Source organism: Aquirufa salirivi, assembly GCF_045310485.1.
Lineage (GTDB): Bacteria > Bacteroidota > Bacteroidia > Cytophagales > Spirosomataceae > Aquirufa > Aquirufa salirivi.
Map to the genome: position 1 here is coordinate 18,997 of NZ_JBEWZH010000004.1, position 16,232 is coordinate 35,228.

Genomic DNA, 16,232 nt, shown 5'->3' on the forward strand with positions numbered 1-16,232 from the left:
ATGCCTAAAATGGGGATAAATTTTTTCATCGGTGGGTTATTTTTGACTCAATACTTTGTCCAATAACATACTCACTTCATGGTTCTCATGGGAATGGCCTAATTTGGTTTGTAATTCCTTCAAGGACGAAAATGCTTCATCCGATTTCAAGGCAGCTACTCGCTGAATGGTGTAGGTTAAAAACTTGGGCATTTTAGCTTTTACACCTAATTGAATAGCGCGCTTTACATCCAAAGTCGCTAAAGGTTCGGCAGCATACCAAAGCATCAAAGGTAAATTATGGTCTGCTTGATCTTCTGTTTTCTGTACTAAAACATCCAACACATTCCAACGCTGCGCAGGATCCAATCGCAATAAGGCAGATACTAAATACAGTCGAACGAGTGCCGACTTATCCGTGCGAGCCATGGACTCAAATTGACCTAAAATGTCAGCGGAAACTTGTTTCTTTTCTGCAACCAATTGTATCGCCCAGCTTCGAACATTTTCGTCGGGATTGGTCAATAATTGAGCGACTTCTTTTTCTGTCAAACCTTTTGTCACATGTAAAGTCCATAAGGCTCTTAATTTTCTAGTCACATCTGGGTTTTTATCGATGATGTTTTTCAAAGCTGCGTGAACTTGGGGATTTGGCCCTCTTTCTTGTAAAATGGTTCTCGCTTGTCGGACATACCATTCATTGGCATGCAACTGATAATTCACTAAATCCATGTCGGAGGCTTTATGCAAATCCACTTGAACCCATTGATCGTTTTCATGCGTGATTTTAAAGATCCTTCCCATGGTTTTATCATGGACGTCTGGGTTGGTACTATGGCATTGGTTTTTATCGTACCAATCAATCGCAAAAACGGAACCACTGGGGTCATATTTGAAGTTGAGCCATTGCGACCAAGCATCATTCATGACAATGAAGTCCTTTTTATGTGAGGCATTGTAGCCCGAACCTTTCCTATTGAGTTGATCTACGTTTAATCGAGAGCCATTGATGTTGTTCATGAAGATGTTATTTCGGAATTCTTTAGGCCAAGAATTTCCCCCTAAATAAATCATGGCACCTGCATGCGCATGACCACCTCCAGCGGATGCTGAGCGGAAATTACCCGCATGTGGGCCTCTGTTTCCTACATAATGCCGATGGTCAGCAATGGTCTTGATGTCTTCGTAGGTGTAAGGATTAAAATGTTTTCCGGCTTGTCGTTCATAACGTGCTCCTTGGATGATGTGGAACATGTGCGGAATCACACAAACCGTAATGAAGGGATGTCCATAATCGTTGAAGTCGATTCCCCATGGGTTACTAGTTCCTTCAGCAAATACCTCAAACTGATGACTGATGGGATGGAATCTCCACACGCCAGCATTGATTTTGATTCGTTCTTGATCGGAGGCGCCCGGTTTTCCCACATTGGAATGGGTAAACACCCCATGATTCCCATACAACCAACCATCGGGGCCCCATCGTAAGCTATTGAGTACTTCATGGGTATCATGCACTCCCCAGCCGTCCAATAGTTTTTGGACAGGTCCAGTGGGTTTATCCGTTTGGAAATCAGTTGGGATGAATAATAGGTAAGGAGCCGCTCCTAACCAAACTCCTCCCATACCCACTTCAATGCCGCTGACTAAGTTTAGGCCTTCCATGAAGACTTTTCTTTTATCCAAGGTTCCGTTTCCATCTGTATCTTCAAAAATCAGAATGCGGTCTTTGCCTTGTCCTTCAGGGGCAGGAACGGGATAGGTATGGCCTTCTACCACCCATAGTCTTCCTTTGGCATCAATCGTAAAACTGATGGGACGAATTATGTCAGGCTCCGCTGCGGCTAAATTAATTTTGAAGCCTTTGGGCAAAGTCATGGCCTCGGCCGCCTTTAAACCTGAAAGTCCAGCATTCAGAACAGGATCTAAAGGAGGTAGCACAATGATGTCCTTTTGATGCAATTCATTCGGGTAATTAGGCCGAAGGGCATGGAACTGAAAGTTGTCAAAATTGATGTGAGCTAGTTTATCATGTGCCACGTAAGGAATGGGCGTGATACCCGTTTCATTGTCGATGATGCGGATAACGATTTCTTGTTGCAAATAGGGTTTAACGTTTGCCACAACAGGTTGTAAAGTAGCTCGCCCTTGCCCTGTGGAGCGGAAAATGACTTTTTTGCTTTTGGCTAATACCAATTCTACACGAGTATCTTGCAAGGCACCACCTGAAACCCAAAAACTAGCAAATGGCTGTGTGATTTTAAAGGGTACAGAGGTTAAAGTACCTGTAAATGCATAGTTTTTTGTGCCACCACTGGAGATGAAATGGCTTCCTTCTGGACCAATTTTCATGGTCTTATCATGTACGGGTGAAGGGTCTTGGTTAAAAATGGGATTAGCAAAGGCATCTCCTTCGGCTTTCCAATCTTCCAAGTTTCCTGTTTCAAAATTCAAGTTTAATGGCTTCCCGTTTTTGGAAGGACGAATACCTTTTACTATTTCGGAACCTATAGCCCCTTCCAAAACTTCAAATTTCCCTACCATGCCGGCCGCACGGTGACCCGGGATGGAGCAGAAATAGGTGTCGTTTGATTGAGCAATAAAAACGATGCTCGTGCTGGATCCTTTATCTAAAATGGTTGAACTCTTGATCCCCAGTTTTTCCATGGAAACATCATGCGTCATTTGCTCCCCATTGACAATCGTAATTCTTACTTTTTTGCCTTTATTGGCTTTTAACGTCGGATTTCTAGTGCCGTCTTTTGAAAAATAACCTAACATGGTCGCCTCTAAGGTATAGTCAAAGTCGACTTTACTGCTATCAGCCTGAGAGATCGTTCTGCTGCTTGCTATGGCAGGATTACCTATAAAAAGACATAGGATTAAACCGAGTAAATAGGTAGAAGGCTTCATCATAGAGGTAGATAGATTGTTTTAAGGTAATTCTTGAATCAGTAAATCTTTTACAGTAACTAGGGCTTTTCCTCCGCCATGGATTTGTATCCCAATGAATCCGGATTGAGGAATGGAGGCATCCGCTTCGGTATAGTCGACGCTCAAATGACCGTTGATGTATAATTGAATTCGATTGTTGATCGCTTTTATTTCATAGTCATTCCAATCATTGATTTTGATCCAAGTCAGCACCTCTTGATCATTGGGTTTTACCAAGGTTTTATTCCTTCTGGATTCATCATATAAGCTAGCCCAATAATCTTTTCCAAAATCCGCTTGATAACCGATCATCTCGTAAGCGGGATCTTTTAAACGCTGACTACGAAATTGTATTCCTGAATTAATAAAACCTTGACTACCCCTTAGTTTTATTTTTAGCTTTAGGATAAAATTGGCATAGATTTTTTTGGTACACAAGAAGTTATTGTGAGGAACGGTGGTATCAAGTGAACCTCCTACCAACATGCCATTTTCAATACGCCAAGTATGTAGTGTATCTCCTTCCCAGCCATGGAATGTTTTTCCATCAAATAAGGCGACGGTTTTGGGACTTTGTGCCAAACAAAGTGGAATACAGACGAAAGATAGGAATCCTATCCAGATCAATGATTTCATGGAGGGAAAGGAATCGTATAATCCTTGAACTTGATAATGAGTTAGGATACGAAGATTCGTTTTTTAGGTTTAGCTTAATTCGAATCTCAATATAAGAGAAAAAATCATAGCTTAAACCTAAACAAGCTCAAGAATGTGCTATTTTTTATTGAAAGCGTGCAACATTGGATCTTAAAGAATGTGAACCACCACGCGTCGGTATCCTGTCAGCGATGGCGTTCCATTGTCTTTTCCTTCAATAATCACATGGTAAGTTTCCCCAGCTTTGGCGGTTTCAGGTATTTTAACAAGAGCTTTGTCTCCAGAAATTTGAATGTCTGCAGCTCCACTTCCTGCTTCTTTATAAGGCCAAGCACTGAAAGCCACTGCATTTTTATCAGGATCAAGAGCAAACAGGGTTAAGGTGATGTTTTGGCCCGCTCTGGCATATACTTTCATCCCTTGTCTTACTGTAATTTGAGGAGCATGATTCGCCTCTTTAAAGTCCTTAATACACCAGTCGGCCCGAGCAGCAAAATCTTGTTGAAGGGCAATAAGCCAACGAGTTTGAGCGTAATTAATATCCAATTTCCCTAATTCGGGATTGAAATCGGCAGCCTCCTCATTGTCCTCATATCGATAAGGATTATCCTTTGCTTGTGCAAATCGACCACCCCAACCGCCATAAGTGGGGTTATTTAAATTATTTAAGCCAACCTCTACCAAATGTAAAAATGCAGGGGAATCACCTTCTGAAATGAAATCATAAGGGACAAAACTCCCCCATTGGGCATTCTTCAGTTTGTTGGGATCACCGTGGATATGCTCATCATCGCCCGCTTGTTTTTGACCGTCCCCATAGGCATAATACATCTTCAATAAGGGACCGTGATTCAGTATAATGTTCTTAGCCATGTAGGGACCTTCAAAATAAGGCTGAGCAGCTTTGGGCATGATTCTTTTCCAAGGATAAGCAAAACTTCCGAACTGATGGGCATTATAAAATACTCGAATTTTTGGCCAATGTAGCCCGATATACTTTTTATAGGTGGCATCTTGGTCCATGACCGTATAGATGATGGCTTTTTTAGACACTTTTTCTTGAATGATGGGCCAATCTTTTTGTTTGGAATAGGCTTCTTCAATGGATTTTAATGCCCTAGCAATGGTATTGGTTCCTCCCCACGCTTGCAAAAAAATAGCATCAGGGTTATTGTCTAATAATTTTTCTTTAATCAATTCGGACCCAGGGGTGATTTGATCCATTTCCCCCTCAAAGTCAATGTTTCCGACTTTCACTAAACTATGTAAATAAGCCGGAATGGGATAGTTTTTGGAGTGCTGACTTAGTTTGGGATAAACTTCTCCATAAGCTTTTAGTAAATCTTGAATCCAGTTGACACCCGGCCAGCGAAGGTCGGTTTTGGCTCCATACATTTTCTTAGTCATCTCCATTTCGGAAGTAAACAAAGTACCTTTTCCATCACCTTGATAGTGCCACATGGAACTGGAATAAATTAAACCTTCTAAGTGAAATTCATTGGAATACAATAGCATCCGAATGAAGGTATCCACATCATCGATTTCCCCATCCGTGGTAACAATGGTTCTAGGTAAATTTTCTTTCGCAAAAATGGGTGTGAATAGTCCCATGCAGAGCATAAAATAGAGGATTTTTCTCATTTTATGAAAGGAGTTATGAAATGGATGTATTTTGGTTTTGTTTACAATGGCAAAGATTAGTCTAATCCGATTAATCAATGTTTAGAATCAAGGTAGTGCATTTTTAATAAATCTGCACCAAAATCATTCCCTTTTTCACGTAAAATGGCATGAATGTGGTTTCCATCGTTTTGGAATCCGACATTGTCGTACTCAATTAAAAAATCTGGGCCATTGATGATGTAATAATGGGACTTATTATTCTCTAGACTACCCACCCATGCAAAATAGATTTTGTCCATTCCTGTGGCAGCAATTTTGTCCATCATTTGATGTGATTTTTCATGTTCAAAATTGTGGATGTATTCTTGAATTAGAATTTTTAACATCGCCTTTTGGGCATCGGTAAATTCTTTTACAGCAATCCCATAATAGGAGTCGATACGCTGTTGACTATTGGGGGAAGTAATGATGTCTTTAGGAACGGCTTGCTGTAAGATGGCCTTTGATTTTTGATTATCACTGAGCATATTGATCAACATAAAACCATAATCTTCTTCTTTGCTTAACACACGTAAACCCGCATATTTAGACGATTTCACTTCGGATGGATCGGTACCAATAAAATAGGGCGACATGCTTATTTTTTTACCATCTGAGGTAAGGCTAAGGGCCATGTGATGACCTCCAAAATTCATTCCCCAAGGAGCATCTCCAGGTGTGCCAAAAATGGAAATGTAATAATTTCCGTGCGCCCAATTTAATTTTTGCATTTGGGTTAAGAACTCCTTTTTGATTTCTCCTTTATCGTATGCCTCTTGATATAAGGTGTTTAAAATGTCGTCCAGCTGCATGATGCTGGTTGTTTTTAGGTAGCCTTGGGAGCTTAATAAAGCGCTTAATACGCGATGAAAAGCCAGCCTACTTTTGTCGGAAAGCGAACCATATTGAATTCCCGGTCTGGGTACCATACCTACGGGCAGATTGGTCCATTTTTTTCGTAAACTATCTTGAAAAGAATAGTTCACTTTTTTCAGTTCATCCTGATTTAGGGTGGCTAAAAAGGCCTTGGTCGCCTGATGAATGCGGTCGCTATTTTGTGAAAATAGGCTTAAAGGTAGAAGTAGAGCAATGAATAAGTAAGTGGATCTTGATTTCATGGTAAGGAATTTTATTAAAAGTATTCATTTTTAATTAAGATACTAATGCATTCCTCTACATTTTAGCATGGTATTTTATTCTATATTTGATTTTTAACACCTAAGCATATTGAAAATGATAACAGAAGATGTATTGAAGCTTTTTACTCGAGATTTAAACCGTTTAAAAACGGAGATTTCCCAATATCAAGATGAGGCCAATTTATGGAAAGTAGAGGGGGCTGTTTCTAATTCCGCAGGCAATTTATGTTTGCATTTGATTGGGAATTTACAAACCTACTTTGGTTCTGTGTATGGCAATACGGGCTATGTGAGAGATCGAGAAAAGGAATTTTCTGATAAAGCTGTTCCAAGAGAGCAATTACTCTTTATGATCGATGAAACCAAAGCCATGTTAGAGTTGGTTTTGCCGACCATTAGTCAGGAACAATTGGAAGAGGATTACCCGATGCCCGTATTTGATCATTCCATGAAATCAGGGTATTATTTTATTCATTTGGCGGTTCATTTAGGCTATCATTTGGGACAAATTAATTATCATCGACGCTTATTGGATAAATGATGAGTCAAATTCGTATTACCCATTTTGAGCCAGCCTATCGAGATGCCATTCGGAGATTGAATGTGGAATGGTTGGAAAAGTATTTCCATGTGGAAAAGATAGATCGGGAGGTTTTATCTAAACCCGAGGAGGTGATTTTAGCGCCTGGTGGGGAAATTTTTTATGCTTGGTATAGGGATGAAATTGTGGGGACAGTTTCCTTGATGAAAATCGATGATACAAGCTTTGAGTTGACTAAAATGGCCGTATCTGAGAATTTTCAGGGCTTAGGTATTGGTAAATTATTGATGGAATATTGTTTGGATTTTGCAATAAAAGCGGGAATCAAACAGATTATTATTTACTCGAATCGACGACTGGAAAGGGCCGTGGATATGTACCGAAAATTTGGTTTTAAGGAAATGGATTTAGGACCTGTAATTTACCAAAGAGCTGATATTAAAATGTGTCTAGATATAAGTTAGTTGGTAATTTTCAATTTGAGATATTAAAAGTAAGAGGATGAATTTTTTGGTAGGATATTTGTAGTATTTTCGAAAAACTAATTAGATCCGATTAAATGAGCATTTTAAAAGTAACAACAGAGTCAATTAGAAGGGCGAATAGCAAAGGTGTGGATTTTAATAAAATGCATCATTACAAGGGTATTATCGTAGTAAAAACGAATTTAAATGGAATTATAAGAGTACGTGAAATATCTAGAGAAATGATCAATGAAGCTTACGCAAAATCTTTAAGGCATTATGCTGAGGAACTATAATTTCAATTTTGAGCATTAACCTATTATTGAATTTAGAGGAGTGAATTTTTGGACTTCTTACATGCTCAAGTCAAAAACTATTTTTCTCCACGGCTATTCGTAAACTAATTAGAGCCAAAACCAAGGTGATGGGCGTAAAGATGAATCTTTCCATGGCATTTAATGCCTGCGTATTTCCCAAGGTGTTTAAGAAAAATAGGAGAGGAATGAGCCAAATTACATAGTCTGCTAATTCCGCAATTTGGAAGAAAACCCAACGCGCTTTTATAGCAACGATTAGCGCCATGAAGACCAAGATAAATAAAGAAATGGATTCCATTTTGATTAATTCTTCTTGACTTTGTACGCGGCCACCCCAAACGATATCAGGAGCCACCATGCCAGCCATGACCAACAAATGAAACAGAATAGCCAAAAAAATGAATCCCAAAAAGACCCGTACAGCAAGCGTAAATGAGATCCATTTTTTCATTGAATGATTTTTATTTGATTTTTTGAGCTTTCACCCCTTCAAAACTAAGTTTTACAGGTAAAATATCTCCTTTGTCATCAAAATACATCGGTTCTATGCAAGTCACCCGATGATTTCTATCCGTTTCACCCAAGGGTCTGCGGTGATACACCATATACCACTGATCTGTATTAGGTACTTGAATGACGGAATGATGCCCGGCACCCGTGGCTACCTGTGGGTCTTGTTTTAAGATTTTTTCTTTTCTTTCAAATGGGCCAAAAGGACTATCCGCTACGGCATAGGCAACCGAGTAGTTAGGACCTGTCCAGCCACCTTCACTCCACATGAAATAGTACTTATTATTTCGGATAAACATGAATGGCCCCTCCACATATCCGCTTGGAGTAATTTCTTTAAACATTTTCCCATCTTCAAAAGGGATGATGGATTTGAAATCTGGGCTTAATCGGGCTATGTTGCAATGCTTCCATCCGCCATAAATGAGGTAGTATTGTCCGTCCTTATCTTTAAATACAAATTGGTCGATAGGTTGGGCCCCATGATGAAATTGACTGATTAATGGTTTTCCAATTAAATCCTTGAATGGCCCTTGGGGCTTTTTGGCGACAGCTACTCCAATCCCTCCTGTTTCCTGATTACTTTGGATGTCGTTAGCTCCAAAAAACAGGTAGTATTTTTTGTCTTTTTGAATGATGGCAGGTGCCCACATGGCTTTTTCCGCCCATTTGATGGCTGATGTATCCACGATTTTGGCATGCTTTTTCCAATGAATCAGGTCTTTGGAGGAAAAGGCATCGAAGAATACTTGCTTTTGATAGACATCAGAATAGGTGGGGTATATCCAATATGCTTTATTGAAAATGATAGCTTCTGGGTCCGCATACCAGCCAGGGAAGATGGGATTTCCGGAAGTTTTTTGTTGGGCCTGAACCGTATGAAATAGAATTAAAAATATCGAATAGTATAGTAGTTTCATAGAGTTTTTAATAACTTGTCTGGGCAAAGTTAAAATACTCTTTTAATTTACCTAAACTTATCATTCAACTATGTCAACTAGTAAATCTACCTTTAGTTTAACAGAAGACTGGACCGTCGTGGTCTTTGGATTCTTAATTATTGCCTTAGCCCTTTTTGGAATAAAAATTCCTAGCCCCACGTTTGCTTGGGAAAACTCCAGTGAATTGCTTGAAAAGGTAGTGAGTACTTCCAATTTATGGAACGTTACTAAATTATTTTTATGGGTCTATGCCATCGCTATATTGGCCACCAAAACCTTAGGAAAGGATGTAATAGCCACTGCCAAAGGATTTCCTATTGTATTTATTTTAACAACTTTGGCTCTCATCTTAGCTGGGAATTCATTCCTAAAAAATTGGAATTTAGAAGCGGTTATTTTTAGCTTATCCATTGGTTTAATGATCAGTAATTTTTCAAACATTCCTGATTGGTTAAGAGAGTCTCTATCAACGGAATTATTTGTTAAAATTGGATTGGTCTTATTAGGTACCAGCATCATTTTTGGAGATATTTTAAAAGCTGGTTCATTGGGATTAATTCAAGCTCTTTTGGTGGTTGTTTCCGTGTGGTATTTTGCATTTTGGGTTTCTAAAAAAATGGGAATTGACGAGGAAATGGCCATTATTATCTCAAGTGCTGTTTCTATTTGTGGTGTTTCAGCCGCCATTGCTACAGCTGGCGCTATCAAAGGAGACTCCAAGAAACTTTCTTATGTTATTTCCATCGTTCTTATTACAGCCATTCCCATGATTATTTTTATGCCCATCATGGCAAAAGCTTTGGGATTGTCTGAAGCTGTAACGGGTGCTTGGTTAGGAGGAACCATCGATACAACAGGGGCGGTTATTGCTTCAGGTTCATTGATCGGAGAAGAGGCTTTGAAAATTAGTACCATTGTTAAATTTTCACAGAATGTTCTTTTAGGTTTAGCGGCATTCGGAATTTCGATCTATTGGACTTATTCCAATAATCAGTCGGATGTAGCCAAAGAATCAAAGCCAAGCTTAGGCATCATTTGGGAGCGATTTCCCAAGTTTGTGCTAGGTTTTGTGGCGGCATCTTTATTGTTTTCATTCGTTATTTCTGGAGATGTAATTTCAGAAGTAAAAGGTGGTTTAAAATCTCTTCAAGGTTTGTGGTTTGCTTTAGCATTTACGAGCATTGGTTTAGAGACTAAATTCGCGGATTTGTTCAGTAGCGAAGGCAAAAAACCTCTGTATGCTTTCCTCATTGCTCAAGGATTTAATGTGATGATCACCTTAGGAATAGCCTATTTTTTGTTTAATTAAATAAACTGAATTATTCATAAGGGAATAATTTTTCCTGAAAACATACTACATGAAAACTCTTTATATCGGATTCTTTTTTTTGGCAATTTGTTGGACGACTTTTGGACAAGCCCATAAATCGATGGAATTATTTCAACAAATTTCCCGACTGGATAGTGCCATGTTTCATGCGTATAATCAGCGAGATATGCCCACTTTTAAACAATTCTTTACATCCGATTTAGAGTGGTTTCAGGATAATGGTGGCCTGCTTCAATATGAAACGGTTATTTCTAATTTTCAAAATATATTTAACCGAGACTATGTATTAACTCGAAAATTAGTTCCGGGGACTTTAGAGGTTCATCCAATTAAAGATTATGGGGCTATTCATATCGGTCGACATACTTTTTCACATGTTGAAAATGGAAAATTAGAAGTAGGAGAATTTAAGTTTTTAATGATTTGGAAAAATGACCAAGGTCATTGGAAAATATCGAGAGTGGTAAGCTATGATCATTAAGAAAAGATGGAAGAAAAAGCAAGCTACTCTTTATGGCAAATGAGTTCCTATTTCTTGCAGCTAGGAACTACAGGATTTGGGGGACCAGTGGCTTTGGTGGAGTATATGCGGAGGGATTTGGTTGAAAGGAAACAATGGATTTCTGAAGAAGAATTTAAGCAAGGCTTAGCTTTGGCTCAGCTGGCTCCAGGCCCATTGGCGGCACAATTGGCTATCTATTTGGGCTTTGTACATTATAGTTATTGGGGTGCAACATTAGCAGGTATAGCCTTTGTCCTTCCTTCCTTTATCATGGTAGTTTTATTGGGAATAGCTTATCAAGCTTTTGGTGGTCTATTCTGGATGCAGGCCATTTTTTACGGTGTGGGCGCTGCGGTCATTGGGATTATTTTTCTGAGCAGTTACAAACTTACCACCAAAACTATTGGCTCCATCGACCTAGCCTCTTTTCAAAAAAATGCCTGGTTATGGTTATTCTTTTTGGTAGGAGCCGTAATCACCTATATCACTCAAAAGGAAGATATACTTTTGTTTGTTGGGATAGGTATTTTTTACATGCTACTAAAAGCCCCTCCTAATGGTTTAAACAAGCAATCCAATTCTTTTTTACTGGTGTCCTTTTTTTCATTTGAATATGATTCCCGTGTACTTTGGAAAATGGCGCTGTTTTTTTTCAAAGCAGGAGCCTTTGTTTTTGGGAGCGGATTAGCCATAGTTCCCTTTTTACAAAGCGGAGTAGTTGAAGAAAACCATTGGTTAACAGAACAACAGTTTTTGGATGCAGTAGCTGTGGCCATGATTACACCCGGACCGATCGTCGTAACTGTGGGATTTATAGGTTATTTGATAGCAGGTTTTCCAGGAGCGGTAGTGGCTGCCTTAGCTACATTTTTGCCATGTTATTTATTTACCATTTTGCCTGCCAATCACTTTAAAAAAATTGCTAATAATGTTTCTATAAAGGCATTTGTGGATGGAATAACTGCCGTTGTGGTGGGCGCATTATTTGGAGCCGTTTTAGTCATTGCCCAAAGGACATTGTTGGATGTAATGGGAGTATGCATTGCTCTCACGTCTCTCGTCTTATTGATGTTTGTCAAAAAGCTAAAAGAACCCTATTTATTACTAGCAGCCGCCATATTAGGTATCGTTATAAAATTGATTTTGTAATTCATTCAAATATAGTTGACATATTAACAACTGAAAATTTAAGAATCTTGGAGCATTCGTGATAATTTTCTTCTGGACAATTAAGAAAATATGTCCCCAGATATTTCATTGGAATATTTAATGGTATATTTCAAAAACAAACCCTTTAATTGATGCAAGCCTTGGCTTCCTGATTAATGGAAAATCCTAAACAAATAAGTTACCACATGAAAAGATCTGAATTCATTCAATCAACGGCATTATGGGCAGCAGGCTCTGTAAGTTCAATTAATGCCGCCTCATTTAATCAAAATCTGGTTAGCAATGACATGGATAAATTGGTTGATGCGCAGGGAAATTATATACTTCAAAGCCTTCCTTATCAGGAAAGTTTTTTAGAACCTTATATGGATTCTGAAACGGTTCATTTGCACTATACTTTTCATCATGGAGGAGCAGTTAAAGGAGCCAACAAAGACCTTCAAATGATTAAAAAAGCGCTGGACGAAAATAATTTAGAAACGGTTGATTACTGGACTAAAAAATTAACCCTGCATTTTTCTTCTCATATTCTACATTCTATTTTTTGGACCAATCTCACCAATAAAAAGTTAAATCCTACGGGAGAATTATTAAATAGAATCGAGAAATCCTTTGGTAGTTTAGATCGGATGTTAGCTCTTTTAGCAGAAACTTCAAAAAATTTGGATGGAAATGGCTGGGGAATATTGGCCTATCAGCCGTATTCAAACTCGCTGGTTGTTTTGCAATGCGAAAATCACGAAAAGTTGACGCAGTGGGGCTGCATTCCTTTATTGGTGATTGATGTTTGGGAGCATGCCTATTATTTGAAATATAAAAACAAGCGCGCAGATTTTGTGGATACCATGTTCCAAATCATTAATTGGGACAATGTAGCCCAGCGTTTAAGTAATGCTTTAAAGTTAACTCAATAGGGATTCGAATGAATGCCAAAAGAGAGAATTTTGATTTAGAATTCATTGTTTCCCTAAATTTTAATAAATAGCGTGTGAAACAATCCCATTATTTTTATAAATCTTAAAATCAATGAAGAAATTTTCCAAGCCTCTCTTTTTAATTTTTGCTCTTTTTCTCATTTTCATTTCAAGAATAGAGTCCATTTATGCCCTCTCTGAGCCTGCTGCTAAATCCCAATTGATTCGTACGCTGATTGTGGATGGACAAAATAACCATGATCAATGGCCGAAAATCACCTTCATGATGAAGGATTTTTTAGAGCAATCTGGAAAGTTTAAAGTCGATGTTCAAAGATCTCATTTTACGTGGAACGCAGCCGATTTGATACCTAAATATATGTTGCCGGGGCTCGAAAATACGGTGGCACTGGCCAAACCGAAGGCAGATTCTAGTTTTCACCCTAAATTCTCCGACTACGATTTGGTCATCTGTAATTTTGGATGGAATGCCGCTCCTTGGCCAACAGAAACGCAGGTAGATTTCGAAAAATTCATGAAAAAGGGGGGAGGCTTAGTGGTCATTCATGCCGCTGACAATTCCTTTCCTCAATGGTCCGCTTACAATGAAATGATTGGCTTAGGAGGATGGGGCGACCGTACGGAAAAAGATGGGCCTTATGTCTATTATGATTTGGAAGGGAAATTGGTCAAAGATACACAGGCAGGAAGAGCGGGTTCACATGGACCGCAAAAGGAATATCAAATAATCCTTCGTAACGCCAATCACCCGATCACTAAAGGTATGCCCTTAACGTGGATGCACACCCAAGATGAAATGTATGATCGCTTGCGCGGACCAGCAGTGAATATGGAAATTTTAGGTACTGCTTTTTCTGCCAAAGAAAATAGAGGAACGGGTCGACATGAACCCATGTTGATTGTGACCCAATTTGGTAAAGGAAGGGTGTTTCATACACCCATGGGTCATGCCGATTATTCGGTTTCTTGCGTAGGTTTTATCACCACTTTATTAAGAGGAGCGCAATGGGCTGCTACAGGGAAAGTTGATATCCCAATTCCAGCCGATTTTCCCAAAGCGGATGTTTCTTCTAAACGTGAATACACGAAATAAGCATTCAATGAAGCGAGTTCTTTTCTTTTGCTTTTTGATTTCTCTGAATATCAGTTTTACCTATTCACAAGAAAGGTTTTCTCTCTATCCAGGCAAAGCTCCAGGCTCAGAGTCTTGGGCTTGGAAAGAAGCAGAAAGCAGCTCCAATGGTTTTAATACTCGGTTGGTGTATAATGTAGTAGAACCTAGTATCACGGCTTATTTTCCAGAGAAATCCAAAGCGAATGGCACATCGGTCATCATAGCACCAGGTGGAGCTTTTCATATATTATCCATCGATAGCGAAGGCATTGAGGTGGCTAAATGGCTGAATCAATACGGAATTGCGGCTTTTGTGTTAAAATACCGTCTTGTTCATATTCTTTCGAATGACCCAGTAAAAGAATTGAGTGCGAAGATGCAGGATTTTAACAAATTGGATGTAATCAATGCGCCTGTGGTGGAATTAGCTACTCAAGATGGATTAAAGGCCATGGAATATGTACGTCAACATGCAAATACATGGGGATTGAATCTTCAGAAGATCGGATTTATGGGTTTTTCTGCGGGAGGTACGTTAACCATGTCGGTGTTACAAACGGCTAACGATGCCAATCGACCGAATTTTGTTGCCCCAATATATCTATACAAAAAAGCAGTTTTGGGCACTCAAATTCCCAGTCATAGAACCCCCATATTTATTGCGGCGGCAAGTGACGATAATCTAGGATTAGCGCCACATTCTGTCGAATTGTATTTGGAATGGCTGAAGGCTAAACAGCCTGCTGAATTGCACATGTATACAAAAGGGGGGCATGGTTTTGGTATGCGAAAAATGAATACGCCATCGGATCATTGGACGGTGGATTTCGAGCATTGGTTACGTTTCCACCAATATATTCCTTAAACCTTTTTCAAAGAAGATTTACGAATGATGATTTGTCCTTGGACAAGCACATCTTCTTGTTGATTTGAATGTTTGTTTGAAATAACATCAAACAGCAAAGAAGCGGCTACTTCACCTACTTTTTGAGGAAATAAGTGAAAAACGGTCAAAGCCGGTTCTATAATTTCAGCTAAGTATTCATCGCCAAAACCAACGATACCTAGTTGTTTGGGTATTTCAATGCCAAGCTCTTTGGAATATTGAATAATTTCTACGGCATTTAAATAATGTATAGCAAAAATGGCATCTGGTGGCTCAGGTAATTGTTGCCATGCATCTACACTCGCCAAAGCAAATTCTTTACTGAAATCTCCATGTAACATGTACTCGGATTTTACGGGTAATCCATGCTTTTCCAAGGCACTAATATACCCTTCTTTTCTTTTTTGACTGATCAATAATTCAGGTGGTCCAGCTAAAATAGCGATGCGTTGGTAGCCTTGTTGGATTAAATGTTCCACTAATTGATAAGCTCCTTCAAAATCCTCTTGCCGAATTTTAGGAGTTTCTACCTCAGTACAAATTCGATCAAAATGGACCATAGGTAAACCTTTTTCAAATAGATTTTTTATTTGGTTGAAACGGGTTGTTTCTTTGGAATGAGAAATTAAAAGCCCATCGACATGACTAGCTAAAAGCCCTTGAATATTGGTAACTTCTGTCTCATAGGATTCATTGGATTGACATATCATAACACGATAGCCATGTTCATTTGCTACTTCTTGTATTCCCGATAAGACACCCGCAAAAAAGGGTCTTTTTATATTGGGGATGACCACACCAATCGTTTTTGTTTCTCCCCGTTGAAAACCTTTGGCAAATAAATTGGGATTATAATCTAGTTCCAGGGCCAATTTTTGTATGGCATCTCGGGTCTTTGGACTGATATCCGTTTTATTATTTAAAGCACGAGAAACCGTGGCAATGGAAACACCCATGAGTTGGGCGATGTCCTTGATGGTGGTATGAACCTGTTTTTGTGGACTCGTTTTTACGGAATGTTCTTGGGTAAAATGATAATCACAGGATTTACAATGAAAACGAACTTTCCCTCGAATCATTCCTGCCCGAATGACGGATGTTGGTGTGGCACATTTAGGGCAGGTTTCCAATGGTCTGGTTAAGGTTTAATG

Annotated in this window: 16 protein-coding genes; 9 read left to right on the forward strand and 7 right to left on the reverse strand. The window is 39.0% G+C overall.

What is annotated here, in order from left to right:
- Window positions 1-36: 36 nt before the first annotated feature.
- The 4 genes from U0R11_RS06175 to U0R11_RS06190 all read right to left on the reverse strand — a co-directional run bounded on the left by U0R11_RS06175 (window position 37) and on the right by U0R11_RS06190 (window position 6,350).
- A complete protein-coding gene (locus tag U0R11_RS06175; RefSeq protein ID WP_406750613.1) occupies window positions 37-2,895 on the reverse strand; it encodes a PVC-type heme-binding CxxCH protein in 2,859 nt (952 codons plus the stop codon).
- Between the two features lie 18 nt (window positions 2,896-2,913).
- Complete coding sequence (locus U0R11_RS06180; protein ID WP_406750615.1) at window positions 2,914-3,549, reverse strand: 3-keto-disaccharide hydrolase; 636 nt, start codon at window positions 3,547-3,549, stop codon at window positions 2,914-2,916.
- Between the two features lie 171 nt (window positions 3,550-3,720).
- The gene (locus U0R11_RS06185; protein ID WP_406750617.1) at window positions 3,721-5,211 is read right to left on the reverse strand and encodes a nucleoside hydrolase-like domain-containing protein; all 1,491 of its coding nucleotides are present in this window, start codon (window positions 5,209-5,211) and stop codon (window positions 3,721-3,723) included.
- A 74-nt stretch (window positions 5,212-5,285) separates the two neighbouring features.
- Entirely contained in the window at window positions 5,286-6,350 is a 1,065-nt protein-coding gene (locus U0R11_RS06190; RefSeq protein ID WP_406750618.1) for a DUF3500 domain-containing protein, read from the reverse strand.
- A gap of 115 nt (window positions 6,351-6,465) precedes the next feature.
- Here U0R11_RS06190 and U0R11_RS06195 point away from each other — a divergent pair, with 115 nt between their 5' ends.
- The 3 genes from U0R11_RS06195 to U0R11_RS06205 all read left to right on the forward strand — a co-directional run bounded on the left by U0R11_RS06195 (window position 6,466) and on the right by U0R11_RS06205 (window position 7,672).
- Window positions 6,466-6,912 carry a DinB family protein gene (locus tag U0R11_RS06195; RefSeq protein WP_406750620.1) on the forward strand — a complete coding sequence of 149 codons (447 nt, stop codon included), beginning with the start codon at window positions 6,466-6,468 and terminating at the stop codon, window positions 6,910-6,912.
- Complete coding sequence (locus U0R11_RS06200) at window positions 6,912-7,376, forward strand: GNAT family N-acetyltransferase (protein WP_406750621.1); 465 nt, start codon at window positions 6,912-6,914, stop codon at window positions 7,374-7,376. The genes U0R11_RS06195 and U0R11_RS06200 overlap by 1 nt, the downstream gene beginning before the upstream one ends.
- Before the next feature lie 95 nt (window positions 7,377-7,471).
- Window positions 7,472-7,672, forward strand: coding sequence for a hypothetical protein (locus U0R11_RS06205; RefSeq protein ID WP_406750623.1), 201 nt, complete (start codon window positions 7,472-7,474; stop codon window positions 7,670-7,672).
- Between the two features lie 70 nt (window positions 7,673-7,742).
- On the opposite strand, the gene U0R11_RS06210 is transcribed toward U0R11_RS06205, so the two are convergent.
- Window positions 7,743-8,144 (reverse strand): hypothetical protein, encoded by a 402-nt coding sequence (locus tag U0R11_RS06210; RefSeq protein WP_406750624.1) that lies wholly within the window; start codon window positions 8,142-8,144, stop codon window positions 7,743-7,745.
- A 10-nt stretch (window positions 8,145-8,154) separates the two neighbouring features.
- A complete protein-coding gene (locus tag U0R11_RS06215; protein ID WP_406750626.1) occupies window positions 8,155-9,123 on the reverse strand; it encodes a glycoside hydrolase family 43 protein in 969 nt (322 codons plus the stop codon).
- A 70-nt stretch (window positions 9,124-9,193) separates the two neighbouring features.
- Between U0R11_RS06215 and U0R11_RS06220 the strand changes: the two genes are divergently transcribed.
- The 6 genes from U0R11_RS06220 to U0R11_RS06245 all read left to right on the forward strand — a co-directional run bounded on the left by U0R11_RS06220 (window position 9,194) and on the right by U0R11_RS06245 (window position 15,060).
- Window positions 9,194-10,453, forward strand: coding sequence for a YeiH family protein (locus tag U0R11_RS06220; protein WP_406750628.1), 1,260 nt, complete (start codon window positions 9,194-9,196; stop codon window positions 10,451-10,453).
- 49 nt (window positions 10,454-10,502) lie between these two features.
- Window positions 10,503-10,955, forward strand: a complete 453-nt coding sequence (locus U0R11_RS06225) for a nuclear transport factor 2 family protein (protein ID WP_406750630.1) — start codon at window positions 10,503-10,505, stop codon at window positions 10,953-10,955.
- 6 nt (window positions 10,956-10,961) lie between these two features.
- A complete protein-coding gene (locus U0R11_RS06230) occupies window positions 10,962-12,125 on the forward strand; it encodes a chromate transporter (protein ID WP_406750632.1) in 1,164 nt (387 codons plus the stop codon).
- 206 nt (window positions 12,126-12,331) lie between these two features.
- On the forward strand, window positions 12,332-13,060 hold the full coding sequence (locus U0R11_RS06235; protein ID WP_406750634.1) for a superoxide dismutase: 729 nt from the start codon (window positions 12,332-12,334) through the stop codon (window positions 13,058-13,060).
- 112 nt (window positions 13,061-13,172) lie between these two features.
- The gene (locus tag U0R11_RS06240; RefSeq protein WP_406750636.1) at window positions 13,173-14,174 is read left to right on the forward strand and encodes a ThuA domain-containing protein; all 1,002 of its coding nucleotides are present in this window, start codon (window positions 13,173-13,175) and stop codon (window positions 14,172-14,174) included.
- 7 nt (window positions 14,175-14,181) lie between these two features.
- Window positions 14,182-15,060, forward strand: coding sequence for an alpha/beta hydrolase (locus U0R11_RS06245; RefSeq protein ID WP_406750638.1), 879 nt, complete (start codon window positions 14,182-14,184; stop codon window positions 15,058-15,060).
- Here the strand turns inward: U0R11_RS06245 and U0R11_RS06250 are convergent.
- Window positions 15,057-16,211 (reverse strand): LacI family DNA-binding transcriptional regulator, encoded by a 1,155-nt coding sequence (locus U0R11_RS06250; RefSeq protein ID WP_406750640.1) that lies wholly within the window; start codon window positions 16,209-16,211, stop codon window positions 15,057-15,059. The genes U0R11_RS06245 and U0R11_RS06250 overlap by 4 nt on opposite strands.
- Window positions 16,212-16,232 lie beyond the last annotated feature (21 nt).

Bases quoted from the DNA above. Each gene is read 5' to 3' on its own strand.
- U0R11_RS06175 (WP_406750613.1), bottom strand. From the start codon at position 2,895: ATGATGAAGCCTTCTACCTATTTACTCGGTTTAATCCTATGTCTTTTT.
- U0R11_RS06180 (WP_406750615.1), bottom strand. From the start codon at position 3,549: ATGAAATCATTGATCTGGATAGGATTCCTATCTTTCGTCTGTATTCCA.
- U0R11_RS06185 (WP_406750617.1), bottom strand. From the start codon at position 5,211: ATGAGAAAAATCCTCTATTTTATGCTCTGCATGGGACTATTCACACCC.
- U0R11_RS06190 (WP_406750618.1), bottom strand. From the start codon at position 6,350: ATGAAATCAAGATCCACTTACTTATTCATTGCTCTACTTCTACCTTTA.
- U0R11_RS06195 (WP_406750620.1), top strand. From the start codon at position 6,466: ATGATAACAGAAGATGTATTGAAGCTTTTTACTCGAGATTTAAACCGT.
- U0R11_RS06200 (WP_406750621.1), top strand. From the start codon at position 6,912: ATGAGTCAAATTCGTATTACCCATTTTGAGCCAGCCTATCGAGATGCC.
- U0R11_RS06205 (WP_406750623.1), top strand. From the start codon at position 7,472: ATGAGCATTTTAAAAGTAACAACAGAGTCAATTAGAAGGGCGAATAGC.
- U0R11_RS06210 (WP_406750624.1), bottom strand. From the start codon at position 8,144: ATGAAAAAATGGATCTCATTTACGCTTGCTGTACGGGTCTTTTTGGGA.
- U0R11_RS06215 (WP_406750626.1), bottom strand. From the start codon at position 9,123: ATGAAACTACTATACTATTCGATATTTTTAATTCTATTTCATACGGTT.
- U0R11_RS06220 (WP_406750628.1), top strand. From the start codon at position 9,194: ATGTCAACTAGTAAATCTACCTTTAGTTTAACAGAAGACTGGACCGTC.
- U0R11_RS06225 (WP_406750630.1), top strand. From the start codon at position 10,503: ATGAAAACTCTTTATATCGGATTCTTTTTTTTGGCAATTTGTTGGACG.
- U0R11_RS06230 (WP_406750632.1), top strand. From the start codon at position 10,962: ATGGAAGAAAAAGCAAGCTACTCTTTATGGCAAATGAGTTCCTATTTC.
- U0R11_RS06235 (WP_406750634.1), top strand. From the start codon at position 12,332: ATGAAAAGATCTGAATTCATTCAATCAACGGCATTATGGGCAGCAGGC.
- U0R11_RS06240 (WP_406750636.1), top strand. From the start codon at position 13,173: ATGAAGAAATTTTCCAAGCCTCTCTTTTTAATTTTTGCTCTTTTTCTC.
- U0R11_RS06245 (WP_406750638.1), top strand. From the start codon at position 14,182: ATGAAGCGAGTTCTTTTCTTTTGCTTTTTGATTTCTCTGAATATCAGT.